Here is an 18,230-nt window from a genome sequence, read left to right as displayed (position 1 = left end):
GCCCGAAACCGCGACTCAAACCTGGTCGCGGCCGTCGGCGGACCGTTCGTTAGCCTCTGTGTTCGGCGAAAACCCGTCGACGAACCCGTGGGCTAAGGAGAGCAGTCGCAGTGCTCCGCACTCATCAAGCCGGCACCCTGCGTGCCGGGCAGGCCGGTCAGACCGTCACCCTCACCGGCTGGGTGGCCCGGCGGCGCGATCACGGCGGTGTCATCTTCATCGATCTCCGCGATGCCAGCGGGGTCGCCCAGGTGGTGTTCCGCGAGGGCGAGATGGCGGAGCGCGCGCACGCGCTGCGCTCGGAGTTCTGCGTGAAGATCGTCGGCGAGGTGGCGAAGCGGCCGGAGGGCAACCAGAACGCCGAGATCCCCACCGGGGAGATCGAGGTGCTCGCCACGGAGCTCGACGTGCTCTCGGAGGCCGCGCCGCTGCCGTTCCCGATCGACGACCGCGTGGACGTCGGCGAAGAGGTGCGCCTCAAGTACCGCTACCTGGACCTGCGCCGCAACGGGCCGGCCGCCGCGATGCGCCTGCGCAGCAAGGTGAGCCGCGCGGCGCGCGAGGTGCTGGACGCGCAAGACTTCGTCGAGGTCGAGACGCCGACGATGACCCGGTCCACCCCCGAGGGCGCCCGCGACTTCCTCGTCCCGGCCCGCCTCAAGCCCGGCTCGTGGTATGCGCTGCCGCAGTCGCCGCAGCTGTTCAAGCAGCTCCTGATGGTCGGGGGCCTCGAGCGCTACTACCAGATCGCGCGCTGCTACCGCGACGAAGACTTCCGCGCCGACCGCCAGCCCGAGTTCACCCAGCTCGACATCGAGATGAGCTTCGTCGACCAGGACGACGTGATCAAGCTCGGCGAGGACATCGTGTCCGCGCTGTGGAAGCTGATCGGCCACGAGATCCCGCGCCCGATCCCGCGCATCACCTACCACGAGGCCATGGCGAAGTACGGCTCCGACAAACCGGACCTGCGCTTCGACCTCGAGATCACCGAGCTCACCGAGTTCTTCGCCGACACGCCGTTCCGGGTGTTCCAGGCGCCGTACGTCGGGTCCGTCGTGATGGCCGGTGGCGCCGGCCAGCCGCGCCGCCAGCTCGACGCGTGGCAGGAGTGGGCGAAGCAGCGTGGCGCCAAGGGCCTCGCGTACGTCCTCGTGAACGAAGACGGCACGCTCGGCGGGCCGGTCGCGAAGAACCTGTCCGAGACCGAGCGCGAGAACGTCGCGCAGGCGGCGGGCGCGAAGCCCGGTGACTGCATCTTCTTCGCCGCCGGCAAGCCGTCCGCCGCGCAGCCGCTGCTCGGCGCCGCGCGCGACGAGATCGGCCGCCGCCTCGGCCTGATCGACGAGGACGCCTGGTCGTTCGTGTGGGTCGTCGACGCGCCACTGTTCGCGCCGGTCGAGGAGATCGGCGACGACGTGGCCGTCGGCTCCGGCAAGTGGACCGCGGTGCACCACGCGTTCACCTCGCCCACCCCGGAGTGGATCGACAAGTTCGAGCAAGACCCGGGCAGCGCGCTGGCCTACGCCTACGACATCGTCTGCAACGGCAACGAGATCGGCGGCGGCTCGATCCGTATCCACCGCGGCGACGTGCAGAAGCGCGTCTTCGCCCTGATGGGCCTCGGCGAAGAGGAAGCGCAGGAGAAGTTCGGCTTCCTGCTCGACGCGTTCGCCTTCGGCCCGCCGCCGCACGGCGGCATCGCGTTCGGCTGGGACCGCATCGTGATGCTGCTGGCGAAGGCCGACTCGCTGCGCGACGTCATCGCCTTCCCCAAGACGGGCGGCGGTTACGACCCGCTCACCTCCGCGCCCGCGCCCATCACGGCGCAGCAGCGCAAGGAAGCCGGCATCGACGCGAAGCCCGCGAAGCCGCAGCCCCCGCAGAGCTGACCGGGGGTCGCCCTCACCTGCGAGGGCGACCCCCGGCGGGGAGCCCGCAGGGCCAGGGGTGTCCTCGGGTCCCGTGGTGCGGCGGGCCGGCACAAGAGCGAAGAACAACCGTTCTCCCCGGTGAACGCGGTTGCGGCATTGTGCTCGTGGCGGCCGATGTGCTGATACTTCGCAAGTGCAAGCAACGTATCGCCGCCCTGTTCCGTCCGTTTCACACGGGCCGCGGGACCCCCGCCGGTTCGCCGCTTCTTGCCCGGATCACGGTGGTCATGGTTGCTCAGTCACGAGTAGGGTCGGTGCCAATGACAGTCGACACCTCCTCCGCCGGCGACGCGGGCGTCGGGGCAGGAGCCGGACAGCTCGCTGTCGCGGCGGCCGTCGCGGCGGGCGAGGCGGTGCTCTCGCGCCGCTTCGGCAGCGCGATCACCTTGGTGTCACCGGAAGACCTCGCCGGCAGCGGACCGGCGACGGTCGTGCGCGCGAGGGTCGTGTCGTCGTCGTTCGCGCTGCCGCGCACGCTCGTCATCAAGCACTACCCGGACCCGCCGGAGCCCGGTGAGGCCGACCCGTTCGCGCAGGAAGCCGTGAGCTACCAGCTGTTCACGGCGCTCTCGCCCGACGAGCGCATGTGCCCCGAGCTGCTCGCCCACGACGGGCGCCAGCGGGTGCTCGTGATCGAGGACCTCGGCCGCGCCCCGACGCTGCAGGACAAGCTCGCCTCGCGCGATTCCCGCGCGGCGGAACGGGCGCTGCTGTCGTGGGCCCGTTCGCTCGGCCGGCTGCACGCGAGCACCGCCAGCCGCGAAGCCGACTTCAACGCGCTGCTGCGCCGCCTCGGCGGCCCCGTGCGCAACCAGGACGCCGGGCTCGCGGCGGCGACCGCCGAAGTGCCGCCGCTGCTGGCGGAACTGCTCGACGTGGTCGTCGCCCCGCCGATCCTCGAGCGGGTCGAGCGGGCCGTCACGCAGGCGCGGTCGGCGCCGTTCCGCGCGTTCAGCCCGGTGGACCTCAGCCCGGACAACAACCTGGTGACCGGCTCCGGTGTCCGGTTCCTCGACTTCGAACGCGGCCGCGTCCGCACCGCCCTCGTCGACGCTGCTTACCTGCGGCTGCCGTTCGCCTCGTGTGCCGACCCACTGGCCCTGCCCGCGGGCATGAGCGAGGCCATGATCGCCGCCTGGCGCGCCGAAGTCGTGTCCGTGTGGCCCTCGTTCGCCGACGACGAGGAGCTCGCCGAGCAGCTGACGATCAGCGAGCTGCTCCTGGTCTGGCTCATCACCCGCGAGACCCTCCCGACGCTGGACCTCGCGCGCCACGCGACGCCGGTGAGCCGCGAAGCCGCGCTCGTCACGTGGTGGCGCGAGCTGGCCCGGCACGCGGGGTACGCGCGGCTCACCGACATCACCGAGCACGCGCAGCGCGTGGCGGCGGCTCTGGGAGCGCGGCTGGGGCCGCACGCGGACCTGGCGTTCTACCCCGCCTTCCGCTGATCCGGTTCGTCCGGAAGATCCGGGGCCGGGCGGGTGAACGCGGGAAACCGGCATTCCCGACCCCCGTGCGCGGACAGGACATGCCAAGAGTTTCAGCCCCCGTCCATGCGGCGTTACCTCGTCATCACCGCAGGTGAGTTTCGGTGCCGGATGGTCTTGGGCGTGACCGTGATCAGCGTCGAAGTCACCCACTTCCCCGAACCCGCCGATCCCGCGCCGCAGCCGACCGCCGCGGCACCCGCCGCACAGCCGCGCCGCGCCCGGCGCCTGGCCGTGCTGGGTGACTCCACCGCCGTCGGCCTCGGCGACCCGCGGCCGAACCGCGGCGGCTGGCGAGGGGTGGGTCCCCTGGTCGCCGCCGCGCTCGGCGTGGACGACGACGGTTACCTCAACCCGTCCTTCGAGGGCGCGCGCATGAAGAACGTGCTCATCGAACAACTTCCCGCCGTGCTCGCACACCGAGCCGACGTCGCCCTGCTGGTGGTCGGCATGAACGACACGCTGCGGCCGGACTTCGACGCCGAGCAGATCTCCGCCGACCTCACCGAACTCGTCCGCACCCTCGCCGCGCAGGGCACACTCCTCGTGCCGGTGCGGTTCCACGACCACAGCAAGGTGTTCCGCCTCCCGTCCTCCATCAAGCGCGCGCTGGCCGCGCGCGTCGCCGAGCTCAACGCGGCCATCGACGCGGTCGTCGCGGCCGAGGGAGTGCCGTGCCTCAACCTCCACGAGCTACCCGGCGCCTACGAGCTGACCTCGTGGAGCGTCGACCGGCTGCACCCGTCGGAGCTCGGGCACCGCATGCTCGCACTCGGCTTCACGACGCTGCTGGAGCAGGCCGGTTACGCCGTGGCGGAGCCGGTGAGCCTCACCTGCTCGGGCGGCGTGGAACCAAGCGCGCTCAGCCACTTCGGCTGGCTCGTCGGGAAGGGCGTGCCGTGGCTGTGGCGCCGCGGCCGCGAGTTCCTGCCCTACGCGGTCGCGATCATGTGGCGCTCGTTCCGCGGGCGCGCGGACTGAACACGCGCAGCGCTTCGGCGTCCGACACCGGATTCCGCACGAAGTAGTCGGCCCACTCGGTGATGTCCGCGTACCCCGACTCGGCGGCCAGCACCTCGCACGCTTTCCCGGCGTCGTACGGGGTTCGGCGCAGCTGGATGCCCGGGCCGAGCAACGCCCAGTGCGCACCCGTTGTGCCGTAAGGCATGCCGACGCTGCCGGGGTTGACGATCCGCGTGCGGTCGGCCAGCCGCGTGAACGGCATGTGCGTGTGCCCGCACACCACGGTTTCCACAGTGACGACGTCCAGGACCTCCGCCCAGCGCGGCAGCGGGCTGTCTACGAGCACGACTTCCTCGTCGTCGCGAGGGGTCGCGTGGCAGAACAGCACTTCGCCGAGCCCGTCGACGTCGAGCGTGACGCTCAGCGGCAGCCCGGCGAGCAGCGCCACCTGGTCCGGCCGCAGCTGCCCGGCCGCCCACGGCGCGATCGGGTCCGGGATCGCCGTGGTGCCTCCGCCGGCAAGGTCGACGAGCTCGCGGTCGGCGTTGCCGCGCACCCACACCGCGCGTTCGCCCAGCGCGACGAGCCGGTCGAGCGTCTGCCGCGGCAGCGGCCCGGCGGCGAGATCTCCGCACAGCACGACCGCGTCGGCGGACTCGACGTCCGGCTCCGCGAGCACGGCGTCGAGCGCCGGCAGCACACCGTGGATGTCGGACAGGACCGCGACGGAAGACACCATGCTGCGATTCTGCCTGGTGTGGCGCCGCCGGCGAGGCGTGTTCGCCGGCGGCGCAACGCGCTTCAGACCGTCAACGGGAGCGTTTTCACCCCCGTCATGCCCGGGTTGGGCTGGAACGCCGGCGGCTCACCCGGGATCGTGCGCAGCCGCGGGTAGCGGTCGAGCAGGATGTTCAGCGCCACGCGCCCTTCGAGGCGGGCGAGCGGCGCGCCGATGCAGAAGTGGATGCCGCGCCCGAACGCGAGGTGCGCGTGGGCGATGTCCTCGCGCCCCGGGTCGAACGTGTCCGGCTCGTCGAACGCCCGCGGGTCACGGTTGGCCGCGGCCACCCAGATCATCAGCATCTGGTCGGCCGAGATCGTGGTACCCGCGACCTCCACCTCGCGGTTCGTCACCCGGGCGACGGCCGCGAACGGCGAGAGGAACCGCAGTGACTCCTCGATCACCGGCGGAACGAGCGAGCGGTCGGCGCGCACGCGCTCGTCCCACTCGGGGAACGCGTCGAGGCACAGCACGGTGTTGCCCAGCAGCATCGTCGTGGTGATGTGCCCGGCGAGCAGCAGCACCTGCGCGAAGTTCACGATCTCCGAGCGGGTGAGCCGTTCGCCGTCGACTTCCGCTTCGACGAGCTTGGTGAGCAGGTCTTCACGCGGGTTGCGGCGGCGGTCGTCGGCATGCTCGCCGAGGTAGTCGGTGAACTTGCGGCTCACGGCCAGCTGCTCCTGCAGCCGGCGCTGCTGCTCTTCGGAGTCGTCGGTGAGCGAGAACTGCTCGGGGCTCTCGAACAGCCGGTCCACCCACTCGCGGAACAGGTGGCGGTCACTCGCGGGCACCCCGAGCAGTTCGGCGATCACGATCACCGGCAGCGGGTACGCGAGGTCGGCGACGAGTTCCAGCCGGTCGCGCCCGGCGGCTTCGTCGAGCAGTTCGCAGGTCAGCTGCGCGATGCGCGGTTCGAGGTCGGCCACGACCTTCGGGGTGAAGGCGCGGCTGACGAGCTTGCGCATCTTGTTGTGCAGCGGGGGATCCAGCTGCAGCAGGTTCCCGGCCGACAGCTCCTTGGTGTCGCCCAAGGTCTTTTCGGGCAGGAGCCGAGCGGTGTCGGACGAGAACGTGGCCGGGTCGGAGAGGATGGCGTGCGCCTCCGGGTGCCCGTAGACGTTCCAGGTGCCCAGCTCGGGCTTGTATTCGACCGGGCTCTCCGGGTGCTCGCCCCGCAGCCAGAACTGTCCTTCGTGGAGGGTCCAGGCTTCGGGAAGTGCGGTGCTCATGGTGCGACAGCCCCAATCTGTCGGACGGACCGGGATCAGCCGGCCTCGGTGGTGGTGCTCCCTGGGTAGATCGCCGCGTGGCAGGCCGAGACGTAGTCCTCGAACACCTCGCGGAGTTCGGCCGCCGCCCGCTCGACCACGGCCGCTGCGGGTTCGGCCGCCGGTTCGAACCCGCAGCGGATCACGTGGGCGAGCGAGTCGGCTTTGCTCTCGACCGCCACGTGTTCGTAGTCCGGGTCGACGTTGCCGTAGAGGTAGAAGCCGCTCGCCGCCGCGGCGACGGAGAAGCGGAGGTTCGCCACGTCATCACGCAGGAACCCACCGCTGGTCCAGATGTCCCAGGCGCGTTCGGTCGTCTCCGCGGCGGCCTGCCGGGTGTCCCGCGCGGTGAGTGCGTAGTGGCCCAGCAGTTCGGTGTCGTTGGCGAGCATGGCCGACAGCAGCGGGTCACGGACGGTCAGCAGGAAGGTGGTGCGGAAGTAACGGTGTGGCACGACCGCGCGCGGGTCTTCGCGCAGCCGCGCCGCGCACTCCTCGAGCAGCGTGATCGACGCGCGCATCAGCACGGCTTCGAACAGCCGGTCCTTGGTGCGCCAATGGAGGTAGACCGTGCCCTTGCCGATACCGGCGTGGCGCGCGATGTCCTCGATCGTGACCTTGCGCGAGCCCCAGCGGACGAGCAGGTCGGCGGCCGCGTCGAGGATCCGGTCGGCGCGATCGCGGTTCGGCTCGTCCGGCACGGCAGCTCCTTGTGGCTGTGAGCCCTTTGACCCTGTGACCGGATCTGCTCATCCGGTCACGGCCCACAGTAGCGCGAGTGAGCCAGCCGGGCAAGCGGGGTTGTCGGGGTGGTCGGTTAACGTCAACGGTGTGGCACAGGACGAACTCTTCACGGTGAACCCCGATCTGGGGCCACCGCCGGAGCCCACGGGGACCGGCCGCGCCGAACCGCAGGCCGACCCGGCGAGCTCGCCCCTCGCGGTGCGGATGCGGCCGCGCACGCTCGACGAGGTGGTCGGGCAGCAGCACCTGCTGCGCGAAGGCGCGCCGCTGCGGCGGCTCGTGGAGGGGGCCGCGCCGGCGTCCGTGCTGCTCTACGGCCCGCCGGGTACCGGCAAGACCACCCTCGCCAACCTCGTGTCGATCGCGACCGGGCGCCGGTTCGTCGCGATGTCCGCGCTGTCCGCCGGGGTCAAGGAAGTCCGCGGGGTCATCGAGGAGGCGCGGCGGCGCCGGCAGTACAACGCCGAGAACACCGTGCTGTTCATCGACGAGGTGCACCGCTTCTCGAAGACGCAGCAGGACGCGCTCCTGGGCGCGGTCGAGGACCGCACGGTGCTGCTCGTCGCGGCGACGACCGAGAACCCGTCGTTCTCCGTGGTGTCCCCGCTCCTGTCGCGGTCACTGGTGCTGCAGCTGCGGCCGCTGACCGACGACGACATCGTGAAGCTGCTCGAACGCGCGCTCGCCGACGACCGCGGCCTGGCGGGCGAACTCACGCTCACCGGCGAGGCGCGTGACCACCTCGTGCGGCTGGCGGGCGGCGACGCGCGCCGGGCGCTCACGGCGCTGGAAGCAGCGGCCGACGCGGCGTCGGCCACCGAGGCGAAGACGATCGACCTCGCGACCGTCGAGTCCACTGTGGACAAGGCGGCGGTGCGCTACGACCGCGACGGCGACCAGCACTACGACGTGATCAGCGCCTTCATCAAATCCATCCGCGGGTCCGACGTCGACGCCGCGCTCCACTACCTGGCCCGCATGATCGAGGCGGGGGAGGACCCCCGTTTCCTCGCCCGGCGGCTGGTGGTGCACGCGAGCGAGGACGTCGGCCTGGCCGACCCGACCGCACTGCAGGCGGCGGTGGCGGCCGCGCACGCCGTGCAGTTCATCGGCATGCCGGAGGGCCGGCTCGCGCTCGCGCAGGCCACGATCCACCTCGCCACGGCGCCCAAGTCCAACGCCGTGGTCACCGCGATCGACTCCGCGCTGGCCGACGTGCGCGCCGGACTCGCCGGCACCGTGCCACCGCACCTGCGCGACGGCCACTACGCGGGCGCCAAGAAGCTCGGCAACGCGCAGGGCTACCGCTACCCGCACGACGTCGCGGAAGGCGTGCTGGCCCAGCAGTACCCGCCGGACGACCTCGTCGGCCGCGACTACTACCACCCGACCCAGCGCGGCGGGGAACGCACGCTCGCCGAACGCGTGCCCCGCCTGCGCCGCACGATCAGGGACGAGCGGGGATAGCGCTCACTCCGTCCACAGCGAGGCGGGGCGCGGCGCGGGCAGTGGCAGGGCGGGCACCGCGAACACGAGCGCCGGCGCGGTGCCGACAGCGCCCGAGCGCCGGCCCGGTGCCGACGGCGCCCGAGCGCCGGCCCGGTGCCGACGGCGCCCGAGTGCCGGCCCGGTGCCGACGGCGCCCGAGTGCCGGCCCGGTGCCGACGGCGCCCGAGTGCCGGCCCGGTGCCGACGGCGCCCGAGCGCCGGCCGGTCGATCGCCAGGTCCCGGCGGAGCATGCGGCCGACCAGGCCGGCGTGACCGGCCAGCAGTGCGAGCACGACCTTCGTGCCGAGCGTGTTCCGCAGGTGCGCGACCGGCTGCTCCGGCGCGCGCCGCCAGATCTCGATGTCGGTGGTGCCGGCGTCCGTCATCGCGCCGCGCTTGCGGTGCGAGTCGCCACCCGGCTCGACACCGGTGACGTCGGCGAGCCCTTTTTCAACGGCCGCGACAACGTCGGCGCCCCTGCCCGTGGCGCTGCGGCCGGTCCTGGCCGAGGTGCTCGGCGCAGGTCCGCTTGAGGTCGTTCCCGTGGCGCGGACCGGCCTCCAGCAGCCCCGGCAGAGTGTGGCCGATCGACCTGGCCCGAAGGCCGTACACCCTGCGCCTGGTCGCATTTGCTCAGTTCACCGCCCCGGGATGGCGCGCGCCGTCGCCCGTTACCGCCGGGCAGCCTTGGTTCCCCGTTGAATCCCGCTCGCTGAAACCCCCGTGAACGTCGCCACTTTCTTCCGTATAACGGCACCAGGGGGAATGTCCGGCCGTCGGGCCGGTTGATCCCGTCGACGGAGGGGGTGGCGATGACACTGCTGACGGTGTGGCCCGACGACCGGCCGGGCCACGTGCTGCTGAGAACCGAGGACCCGGGGACGATCACCGCGGAGCTGGCCCGCATCGGCGTCGAGTTCTGCCGGTGGCCGCTGGCTGCGCCCGCGCTCGGCGGCACGGAGTCCGAGGTGCTCTCCCGCTACCGGGACCGCATCGACTCGCGCACCACGGCCGTGGGCTACCACGCCGTCGACGTGGTGACCGGCGATTCCGACGCGACCGAGCACGTCCTCCCCCTGGACGAGGACCGCTTCTTCGTGAGCGGCTCCGCCGTCTGGTACCTCCACGCGGGCCCGCAGGTACACGCCGTGCTGTGCGAGCCCGGCGACCTGCTCGGCGTCCCCGCCCACACCCGCCACTGGCACGCCGGCGGTGCGGACGCGGACCACGTGACGATCCGTGTCCGCCACCCCGCTTCACGCGCGGCGGCGCCGGCGCAGGTACCGCTCACGGCCGCCGTCTTCCCGGGCTACGACGAGCTGGTCGCCGGGCGCGCCTCGACCTGGCCCGCGCTGAGTCACTGAACTCCGGGGCCGGTCGACCCGGCGCCACGGACCCCGGGTGCGCGTGAAGAACCCGAAGGGCACGATGAAGATCATGACCACTGTCGCTTTCCTGGGCACCGGGATCATGGGACACCCCATGGCCAAGAACCTCGTCCGCTCCGGAGTCGAGCTGCGGGTGTGGAACCGCACGCGTGGCAAGGCCGAGCCCCTCGCCGAAGACGGCGCCACGGTGGCCGGCACCCCCGCCGAAGCCGCGGCCGGCGCCGACGTTTTCGTGACGATGCTGGCCGACGGCCTGACGGTCGCGGACGTCTTCGCCGCGGCGAACGTCGCGCCCGGCACGGTGTGGCTGCAGATGAGCACCGTCGGGGTCGAGTGGGTCGGCAAGCTGGCCGAACTCGCGAAGGCCGCGGACGTCGTGTTCGTCGACGCCCCCGTGATGGGCACGAAGGTCCCGGCCGAGCAGGCGCAGCTGCAGGTGCTGGCCGCCGGCCCGGACGACGCGCACAAGAAGGCCGATGCGGTCTTCGGCGCCGTCGGCTCGAACACGCGCTGGCTCGGCACCGAACCCGGCACCGCCACGCGGCTCAAGCTCGTGATGAACGCCTGGGTCCTCGCGCTCACCAACGCCACCGCCGAAAGCCTCGCGCTGGCCCGCGCCCTCGGCGTCGACCCGCAGCTGTTCTTCGACGTGATGACCGGGACCGGCTTCGACGTCGGCTATGCGCGGATGAAGGGCCCGCTCATGCTCGACGGCGACTATCCGGCGAGCTTCCCCGCCACGCTCGCCGCGAAGGACGCCCGGCTCGTGGTCGAGGCCGCGGGCGACGCGATCGACGTGGCGGGTACCGCGGCGACGCTCGCGCACCTGCAGGCCGCCGTCGACGCCGGCCACGGCGAGGAGGACATGGCGGTGCTCTACCGGGCGGTGGCCAAGGAAGCCTGACCGTCCGCAGCCTCGACGAGCCCTCCGCCGGACCCGGCGGAGGGCTCGCCGCGCTCCCGCTCCCGCAGGTCGCAACCGGTTCGGCTGCGCTGCGTGACCGACCGGCGGGGCGACACCGCCGAACGGCTGGCCAGGCGGTAACCTCACTGGCACCGAAGACCCCTGCAACCCCGAGGAGGGCCCGTGTCGGCAGGGCAGATCGCCGCACTGATCGCCGCAGGAGCGTTCGTACTGCTGGTCTTGCTGCTGGCGATCCCGCTGCTCAAGCTCGGCCGCACGCTGGACGAGGCGACGATCGCGATCCGCAAGGCCCACGAGAACACCGACCCGCTGCTGCTCGGCGCCAACGAGACGATCACGCACGTGAACACGCAGCTCGAGCGCGTCGACGGCATCACGGCCAACGCGCAGGCGGTCACGGGGAACGTCTCCGCGCTGTCCTCGGTGTTCACCGCGACGCTCGGCGGTCCGCTCGTGAAGACGGCCGCCCTGTCCTACGGGATCAGCAAGGCGATCCGCGCGCGCCGCAAGAAGCAGGAAGCGAAGGCCTCCCGCCCCGCTCGCCGGAGGAAGAAGTGAAGCGTCTGTTCTGGCTCGGCATCGGCGTCATCGCCGGGGTCGCGCTCACCCGCAAGGCCGGCGAAACGGTTCGTCAGGCCACCCCCGCCGGGTTAGCATCGAACTTGGGCGACGCCGTGCGAGAACTGGCCGGCGCCGTCGGTTCGTTCGGTGCGGAGGTGCGCGCCGGGATGAGCGAACGGGAACAGGAGCTGCACGACATGGTCGAGGAACGGACCGGGTACACCGCACCGCAGGGCGGTGCCGGCAGGCACGCCGCCGCGGCGCGCCGCCCCGTCCGGCGAGCTCGCCGGGCGGAGGGCTGATCTCGTCGCGCCCCGCGCGACCAGATGCGCTCTCCGCCGTCGCCGCCTCCCCCGTTTCCCGGTCCGGTCCCGCGCCGAGCGGTGCCCGGACCCCAGCCCGAGGACATACCCGTGGACACACACGAGATCACCGACCGATTCCTGCGCCACTTCGAGGCGAAGGGGCACACCCGCGTGCCCAGCGCCTCGCTGATCCTGGACGACCCGAACCTGCTGTTCGTGAACGCCGGCATGGTGCAGTTCAAGCCGTACTTCCTGGGTGAGGCGCCGCCGCCGTACCCGCGGGCGACGTCCGTGCAGAAGTGCGTGCGCACCCCGGACATCGACGAGGTGGGCAAGACCACCCGGCACAACACGTTCTTCCAGATGGCCGGCAACTTCTCGTTCGGCGACTACTTCAAGGAAGGCGCGATCGAGTCGGCCTGGGAGCTCATCACCGGGCCGCAAGCCGAGGGCGGCTACGGGCTCGACCCCGACCGCATCTGGGCCACCGTCTTCGAGGACGACGCCGAAGCGGCGGGGCTGTGGCGCAAGCTCACCGGCCTGCCGTCGGAGCGCATCCAGTCGCGCGGCATGGAGGACAACTTCTGGTCCATGGGCATCCCCGGCCCGTGCGGCCCGAGTTCCGAGATCTACTACGACCGCGGTCCCGACTACGGCCGCGAGGGTGGGCCCGTCGCCGACGAGGACCGCTACATCGAGATCTGGAACCTGGTGTTCATGCAGAACATCCGGGGTGAGGGCGCCGGCAAGAAGGGCTTCCCCATCCTCGGTGACCTGCCGGCGAAGAACATCGACACCGGCATGGGCGTCGAGCGCGTCGCGACGATCCTGCAGGGCGTGGAGAACGTCTACGAGACCGACCTCGTCCGCCCGGTGATCGGCCGCGCCGAGGAGTTCTCGGGCCGCCGCTACGGCGCCAACCACCTCGACGACGTCCGCTTCCGCGTGATCGCCGACCACGCGCGCACCGGCGTGCTGCTCATCGGTGACGGCGTCACGCCGGGCAACGACGGCCGTGGCTACGTGCTGCGCCGGCTGCTGCGCCGCATCATCCGCTCCACGCGCCTGCTGGGCGTGCAGGAGCCGGTGCTGCAGGCGTTCGCCGAGGTCGTGCGCGACACCATGGGCCCGACGTACGCGAACCTCGTCACGGACTTCGACCGGATCTCCGAGGTCGTGCGCGTGGAGGAGGAGGCGTTCCTCGCCACGCTCAGCAGCGGTTCGCGCATCTTCGACCTCGCGGCGGCGGAGACCAAGAAGTCCGGTGGCGACGTGCTGGCGGGCGACAAGGCGTTCCAGCTGCACGACACCTACGGCTTCCCGATCGACCTCACGCTCGAGATGGCTTCCGAGCAGGGCCTGACCGTCGACGAGGACGGGTTCCGCGCGCTCATGGAGGAGCAGCGGCAACGCGCGAAGGCCGACGCGGCGCAGCGCAAGCACGGCCACGGCGACCTGTCGGAGTACCGCAAGCTGCTGGAGCAGCACGGCGAGACCGAGTTCCTCGGCTACACCGAGCTGCAGGCGAGCGCGAAGGTCGTCGGCCTGCTCGAGGACGGGCAGCCGGTGCGCAGCGTCGCCGCGGGACACAAGGCCGAGCTGGTGCTCGACCGCACGCCGTTCTACGCCGAGAGCGGTGGCCAGGTCGCCGACATCGGCGTGCTGCTCGGCGACGGCGCGAAGGTCAACGTGCTCGACGTGCAGAAGATCGTGCCAGGCCTGTTCGTGCACCGTGTCGAGGTCGTCGAGGGCGAGGTCGGCATCGGCACCGAGCTCACCGGTTCGGTCGACGGGGCGCGGCGCCTGTCGATCGAGCGCTCGCACTCGGCCACGCACCTGGTGCACGCGGCCGTGCGCGGCGCGTACGGCAAGCGCGCGGCGCAGGCCGGTTCGCTGAACTCGCCGGGGCGCCTGCGGTTCGACTTCACCACCCCCTCCTCGGTGTCCACGGACATCCTCACCGAGGTCGAGGAAGAGGTGAACGACTACCTGCAGACCGACGCCGAGGTCCAGAGCTACATCACCACGAAGGACAAGGCGCTCGAGCTCGGCGCGGTCGCGCTGTTCGGCGAGAAGTACGGCAACGACGTGCGCGTGGTCGACATGGGCGACTACTCGCGTGAGCTGTGCGGTGGCACGCACGTGGACCGCATCGGCCAGCTGGGTCTCGTGAAGCTCGTGGGCGACTCGTCGATCGGGTCGGGCGTGCACCGCGTCGAGGCGCTGGTGGGCCCGGACGCGCTCAAGTACGTCCGCAAGGAACAGCTGCTCGTGTCGCAGCTGGCGAACACGTTCAAGGTGCCGACCGACGAGCTGCCCGGCCGCATCGAAGACGTGCTGTCGCGGCTGAAGACCGCGGAGAAGGAGATCGCGCAGCTGCGCACGCAGCAGGTGCTCGGCTCGGCGGGCGCGCTCGCCGGCAAGGCGCAGGATGCCGGCGGTGTCTCGGTGGTCGCCGAAGTCGTGCCGGACGTCGACGGCAATGGGTTGCGGGCGCTCGCGTCCGACGTCCGCGGCCGGCTGGGCGACCGGCCCGGCGTGGTCGCGCTGTTCTCGCCGTCGGGCGACAAGATCGCGTTCGTCGTCGCGACCACGGCCGCGGCGCGCGACCGGGGCATCGCGGCAGGCAAGCTCGTGCCGTCGTTCGCCGAGGCGATCGGTGGCCGCGGTGGCGGCAAGCCGGACATGGCCCAGGGTGGCGGCAGCAACTCGGCGGGCGCGGAGCAGGCTGTCGCGGCGGTGCGCGCGGCCGTCGCCGGCGTTGCCCGCTAGTCCGCGGAGGGGTCCGGATCGGCCGGGTGAGTCCGATCCGGGCCGCGGCAGGCGCCTCGGGGTCGATGTCGGGTCTGTCCGGGTGGGGGTCGCGCTCAGCGATCCCGCCCCCGTCCTCGCCAGCCCGCTCGTTACCCTCTCCCGTGATGCGAAGGACGACAGCGATCTGGACAAGCTTGCCGAACTCGTCACCGAACACGAGGTGGTCGAGGTGATTGTGGGCTTGCCGAGGACACTGGCGAATCGGGCCGGACCGGCCGCGCAGATCGCGGTCGAGTACGCCGACAAGCTCGCCGGGCGGATCGGCGACGTGCCGGTGCGTCTCGCCGACGAACGATTGACGACGGTCACCGCTTCCCGGATGCTGTCGGCGCGGGGGGTCAAGGGACGCAAGCAGCGGGCGGTGGTCGACCAGGCCGCCGCTGTCGAGATCCTGCAGGCCTGGCTCGACGCCGCCGCCGCGCAGCGCGCCCGGAAAGGCGAGTCATGACCGACCCCCGCGGTCCTGAGAACCAGGGCGGCCGCCGCCGGCTCCGTGAATCCGGAAACCCTCCCGCGGGTGAACCCCGCCGCGGCCGGCAGAACCCGCCCGACGTACCCCCGCCGCCGGCGCGCTCGCGCCGCGCGGCCCCCGATCCGTATGACGCCGCTCCGCCTCCGAGCGGTGGCCGGCGCCGGCGCCGCGAGGACGCCGGTGAGGCGCCTCCGCCGCCGAGCGGTGGCCGCCGGCGGCGTCGTGAAGACGCGGGCGAGGTCGCGCTGCCCGCCGAAATCCCGCCGGCTCCCGCGACCGGCCGCCGCCGTCGTCCGGGCCCCGGCGACGTCCCGCCGCCTCCCGCTGCCCCGTCGCGGGGTGACCTGCCGCAGCCTTCGGGCGATCCGCGCGGTGCCGGCGACGTGCCGCCGCCACCGGGTCCGCCGCCTGGTCCACCGCGCCGCCGTCCCCGGGCCGAACCGGGCGACGTCGCGCCCCCACCGCCGCGCCGCCGTCCGCGCTCGGACACCGGTGACGTCCCGATGCCCGAACCGGGTCCGTCGCGTCCGGTCCGCCGCCCCGGGCCGCCGGACGGCTCCATGCCGCCGGATCCGCGGTTTACCGGCCCGCCGGATGGCCCCATGCCGCCGGACCCGCGGTTCAACGGTCCGCTGGATGGTTCGATGCCGTCGGATCCGCGGTTTGCCCGTCCGCCGGACGGTTCCATGCCGCCGGACCTGCGCTTCAATGGCCCGGCCGACGGTTCGATGCCGCCGGACCCGCGGTTCGCCGGCCCACCGGATGGTTCCATGCCGCCCGACCCGCGGTTCGCCGAAGGCTCCATGCCGCGCGACCCCCGGTTGGGCCGGCCGGGCGACCAGCCGCAGCCCGGTCCGCGGCGCCGGCGCCCGCCACCGCCCGTGGAGCACCCGACGGACGTGCTCCCGACTGTTCAGGACCCCGCCCCGCAGGAGGGTGAGCGGTTCGATGACCTCTTCGGCGAAGACGACTACGAAGACGAGTACCGCGAGTACGACGGCGAATACGACGAGGCTTACGACGAGTACGACGAAGACCCCGACGCCGAGTACGAAGAAGAGGAGTTCGCCGAAGAACCCGCCCCCGTCAAGAAAAGGCGCAAGCGCGGCAAGCGCGCGATCGGCTGGGTCGCGGCGCTGATGGTGCTCGTGCTCTTCGCCGGCGGCGCGTACTACGGCTACCACAAGCTCTTCGGCTACGACGACTACGACGGCGCCGGCGAGGGCAGCGCGCTCATCCAGGTCGAGGACGGCGACACGACCTCGGCCATCGGCAGCAAGCTGGTGAAGGCGGGCGTCGTCGCGAGCACGAAGGCGTTCGTCAAGGCCGGTGAGGACAACACGGCGCTCAGCCGCATCCAGCAGGGCTACTACCTGCTCAAGCAGCACATGTCCGGCGACAGCGCGGTCACCCTGATCACGTCGCCGGCCGCGCACGTCGGGCGGCTCGAAATCCGCCCGTACATGCAGCTCGACGACGTCAAGCAGCCCGGCGACAAGGTCGCGCCTGGGATCTACTCGCTGATCTCGAAGGCCTCGTGCGCCGACCTCGACGGCAAGAGCACCTGCATCTCCACCGACGAGCTGCGCAAGACGGTCGCCGACGCCGACCTCAAGACCCTCGGCGTGCCCGACTGGGCGGTGAACGACTCGCAGAAGGCGTTGAGCAAGGACAAGCGCATCGAAGGACTCATCGCGCCGGGACTCTACGACGTCAAACCGGGCTGGAGCGCGACGGAGCTGATGACGAACCTCATCAAGCAGTCCGCCGACGCGATCCAGGCCGCGGGCCTCAGCGCGCAGAACACCGGGCCGAAGCAGACACCGTACCGGACGCTGATCATCGCGTCGCTGATCGAGCGCGAGGCGATCACCGACGACTTCCCGAAGATCTCGCGGGTCATCTACAACCGGCTCGACCAGAGGATCAAGCTGGGGCTCGACTCCACCGTGAACTACGTGGTCGACAAACCGACCCTGCTGACCAACACCGCGGATCGCCAAGCCCCCGGTCCGTACAACACGTACCTGAACTACGATCTCCCGCCGACCCCGATCGGTGTGCCGAGCACGGCCGCCATCAAGGCGGCGCTCGATCCGGCGGAAGGCAACTGGCTGTACTTCGTGAAGTGCGAGAAGGACGGGCACTCCTGCTTCGCCTCGACCAACACCGAGCACAACAAGAACCGGCTCTTGGCGCAGCAACGTGGTGTCTTCTGACGTGCCGCGCAAAGCGGCGGTGCTGGGCAAACCGGTGGAGCACTCGCTCTCACCGGTGTTGCACCGCGCGGCGTTCGAGGCGCTCGGGCTGACCGGCTGGACCTACGAGCGGGTGGAGACCGACGCCGACGAGCTGCCGGGCTTCGTCGACGGGCTCGGCCCCGAGTGGGTCGGCCTGTCGGTGACGATGCCCGGCAAGCGGTGCGCGCTCGAGCACGCCACGGAGACCACACCGCGCGCGGCGGCGGTCGGCGCCGCCAACACGCTGGTGCGCGTCGAGGGTGGCTGGCTCGCCGACTGCACCGATGTCGACGGCGTCACCGGTGCGCTGCGGGCAGCGGGCGGCTACACGCCTTCGCCGGGTGACCGGGCCGTGGTGCTCGGCGCCGGTGGCACGGCGGCCGCGGCGGTCGTGGGGCTGGCGGCGCTGGGCGTGGCGGCGGCGAGCCTCGTGGTGCGCGAACCGGCGCGCGCGGGGGAGACGCTCGACGCGGCCGAGCGCGCGGGCCTCGAGGTCGACGTGCTCCGGTGGTCCGAAGTGGACTTTCCGGACCTGGCGGCGCGCACCGCCGTGCTCGTGAACACCGTGCCGCCGGACGCGGTGCGGCCGCACGCCGCGGCGCTCGCCGCGGTGCCCAGCGTGCTCGACGTGATCTACCACCCGTGGCCGACGCCGCTGGCCGAGGCCGTCACCGCGCGCGGCGGCCGGCTTGCGACCGGGCTGGACATGTTGCTGCACCAGGCGTTCGGCCAGGCGGAGCACTTCACCGGGCGGCGCGCGCCGCGGGAACCGATGCGCGCGGCGCTGCGGGCGGCGACCGGCGATCTCCTGCCGCTGCCGATTTCCTGAGGACGGGATGGCGGTCGGCTGTTAGTCTGG

The 18,230-nt window shown here is 72.0% G+C and carries 16 protein-coding genes; 12 read left to right on the top strand and 4 right to left on the bottom strand.

What is annotated here, in order from left to right; all coding sequences use genetic code 11:
* Positions 1-110: 110 nt before the first annotated feature.
* The 3 genes from aspS (at position 111) to I6J71_RS31525 (ending at position 4,402) form a co-directional block, all read left to right on the top strand.
* Complete coding sequence (gene aspS, locus I6J71_RS31535; RefSeq protein ID WP_204090184.1) at positions 111-1,892, top strand: aspartate--tRNA ligase; 1,782 nt, start codon at positions 111-113, stop codon at positions 1,890-1,892.
* 302 nt (positions 1,893-2,194) lie between these two features.
* Positions 2,195-3,382, top strand: a complete 1,188-nt coding sequence (locus I6J71_RS31530; protein WP_204090183.1) for a phosphotransferase — start codon at positions 2,195-2,197, stop codon at positions 3,380-3,382.
* A 150-nt stretch (positions 3,383-3,532) separates the two neighbouring features.
* On the top strand, positions 3,533-4,402 hold the full coding sequence (locus tag I6J71_RS31525; RefSeq protein ID WP_204090182.1) for an SGNH/GDSL hydrolase family protein: 870 nt from the start codon (positions 3,533-3,535) through the stop codon (positions 4,400-4,402).
* Here the strand turns inward: I6J71_RS31525 and I6J71_RS31520 are convergent.
* From I6J71_RS31520 to I6J71_RS31510, 3 genes are all read right to left on the bottom strand, one after another.
* Positions 4,368-5,123, bottom strand: coding sequence for a metallophosphoesterase (locus I6J71_RS31520; protein WP_204090181.1), 756 nt, complete (start codon positions 5,121-5,123; stop codon positions 4,368-4,370). The genes I6J71_RS31525 and I6J71_RS31520 overlap by 35 nt on opposite strands.
* 62 nt (positions 5,124-5,185) lie before the next feature.
* Entirely contained in the window at positions 5,186-6,394 is a 1,209-nt protein-coding gene (locus I6J71_RS31515; protein WP_204090180.1) for a cytochrome P450, read from the bottom strand.
* 35 nt (positions 6,395-6,429) lie between these two features.
* Positions 6,430-7,134, bottom strand: a complete 705-nt coding sequence (locus I6J71_RS31510; protein WP_204090179.1) for a TetR/AcrR family transcriptional regulator — start codon at positions 7,132-7,134, stop codon at positions 6,430-6,432.
* Positions 7,135-7,264: 130 nt separating this feature from the next.
* On the opposite strand from I6J71_RS31510, the gene I6J71_RS31505 reads away from it, so the two are divergent.
* A complete protein-coding gene (locus I6J71_RS31505) occupies positions 7,265-8,644 on the top strand; it encodes a replication-associated recombination protein A (protein WP_204090178.1) in 1,380 nt (459 codons plus the stop codon).
* A gap of 3 nt (positions 8,645-8,647) precedes the next feature.
* Here the strand turns inward: I6J71_RS31505 and I6J71_RS31500 are convergent, their stop codons facing one another.
* Positions 8,648-9,052 carry a hypothetical protein gene (locus I6J71_RS31500; RefSeq protein WP_204090177.1) on the bottom strand — a complete coding sequence of 135 codons (405 nt, stop codon included), beginning with the start codon at positions 9,050-9,052 and terminating at the stop codon, positions 8,648-8,650.
* Positions 9,053-9,478: 426 nt separating this feature from the next.
* Here I6J71_RS31500 and I6J71_RS31495 point away from each other — a divergent pair, with 426 nt between their 5' ends.
* The 8 genes from I6J71_RS31495 to I6J71_RS31460 all read left to right on the top strand — a co-directional run bounded on the left by I6J71_RS31495 (position 9,479) and on the right by I6J71_RS31460 (position 18,200).
* The gene (locus tag I6J71_RS31495) at positions 9,479-10,030 is read left to right on the top strand and encodes a cupin (RefSeq protein ID WP_204090176.1); all 552 of its coding nucleotides are present in this window, start codon (positions 9,479-9,481) and stop codon (positions 10,028-10,030) included.
* A gap of 73 nt (positions 10,031-10,103) precedes the next feature.
* Positions 10,104-10,958: an NAD(P)-dependent oxidoreductase gene (locus tag I6J71_RS31490; protein ID WP_204090175.1), complete on the top strand. Its 855-nt coding sequence runs from the start codon at positions 10,104-10,106 to the stop codon at positions 10,956-10,958.
* A gap of 183 nt (positions 10,959-11,141) precedes the next feature.
* The gene (locus I6J71_RS31485) at positions 11,142-11,537 is read left to right on the top strand and encodes a DUF948 domain-containing protein (RefSeq protein WP_204090174.1); all 396 of its coding nucleotides are present in this window, start codon (positions 11,142-11,144) and stop codon (positions 11,535-11,537) included.
* Positions 11,534-11,842 (top strand): hypothetical protein, encoded by a 309-nt coding sequence (locus tag I6J71_RS31480; RefSeq protein ID WP_204090173.1) that lies wholly within the window; start codon positions 11,534-11,536, stop codon positions 11,840-11,842. Before I6J71_RS31485 ends, I6J71_RS31480 begins: the two co-directional genes overlap by 4 nt.
* A 111-nt stretch (positions 11,843-11,953) precedes the next feature.
* Positions 11,954-14,617, top strand: coding sequence for an alanine--tRNA ligase (gene alaS, locus I6J71_RS31475; RefSeq protein WP_204090172.1), 2,664 nt, complete (start codon positions 11,954-11,956; stop codon positions 14,615-14,617).
* On the top strand, positions 14,607-15,107 hold the full coding sequence (ruvX, locus tag I6J71_RS31470; RefSeq protein WP_204090171.1) for a Holliday junction resolvase RuvX: 501 nt from the start codon (positions 14,607-14,609) through the stop codon (positions 15,105-15,107). Before alaS ends, ruvX begins: the two co-directional genes overlap by 11 nt.
* Before the next feature lie 668 nt (positions 15,108-15,775).
* Positions 15,776-17,350 carry an endolytic transglycosylase MltG gene (gene mltG / locus I6J71_RS31465; protein WP_239154027.1) on the top strand — a complete coding sequence of 525 codons (1,575 nt, stop codon included), beginning with the start codon at positions 15,776-15,778 and terminating at the stop codon, positions 17,348-17,350.
* Between the two features lie 19 nt (positions 17,351-17,369).
* A complete protein-coding gene (locus tag I6J71_RS31460; RefSeq protein WP_239155498.1) occupies positions 17,370-18,200 on the top strand; it encodes a shikimate dehydrogenase in 831 nt (276 codons plus the stop codon).
* The last annotated feature ends 30 nt before the right edge of the window (positions 18,201-18,230 follow it).

It is taken from the genome of Amycolatopsis sp. FDAARGOS 1241 (genome assembly GCF_016889705.1).
GTDB lineage: Bacteria > Actinomycetota > Actinomycetes > Mycobacteriales > Pseudonocardiaceae > Amycolatopsis.
This window is presented reverse-complemented; position numbering and strand designations above follow the sequence as displayed.

What these genes read in the sequence shown, in the direction of transcription:
- I6J71_RS31500 (WP_204090177.1), bottom strand. Translation starts at nt 9,052, where the DNA reads ATGACGGACGCCGGCACCACCGACATCGAGATCTGGCGGCGCGCGCCG.
- I6J71_RS31490 (WP_204090175.1), top strand. Translation starts at nt 10,104, where the DNA reads ATGACCACTGTCGCTTTCCTGGGCACCGGGATCATGGGACACCCCATG.
- I6J71_RS31520 (WP_204090181.1), bottom strand. Translation starts at nt 5,123, where the DNA reads ATGGTGTCTTCCGTCGCGGTCCTGTCCGACATCCACGGTGTGCTGCCG.
- I6J71_RS31525 (WP_204090182.1), top strand. Translation starts at nt 3,533, where the DNA reads ATGGTCTTGGGCGTGACCGTGATCAGCGTCGAAGTCACCCACTTCCCC.
- I6J71_RS31515 (WP_204090180.1), bottom strand. Translation starts at nt 6,394, where the DNA reads ATGAGCACCGCACTTCCCGAAGCCTGGACCCTCCACGAAGGACAGTTC.
- mltG (WP_239154027.1), top strand. Translation starts at nt 15,776, where the DNA reads ATGCCGTCGGATCCGCGGTTTGCCCGTCCGCCGGACGGTTCCATGCCG.
- I6J71_RS31495 (WP_204090176.1), top strand. Translation starts at nt 9,479, where the DNA reads ATGACACTGCTGACGGTGTGGCCCGACGACCGGCCGGGCCACGTGCTG.
- I6J71_RS31530 (WP_204090183.1), top strand. Translation starts at nt 2,195, where the DNA reads ATGACAGTCGACACCTCCTCCGCCGGCGACGCGGGCGTCGGGGCAGGA.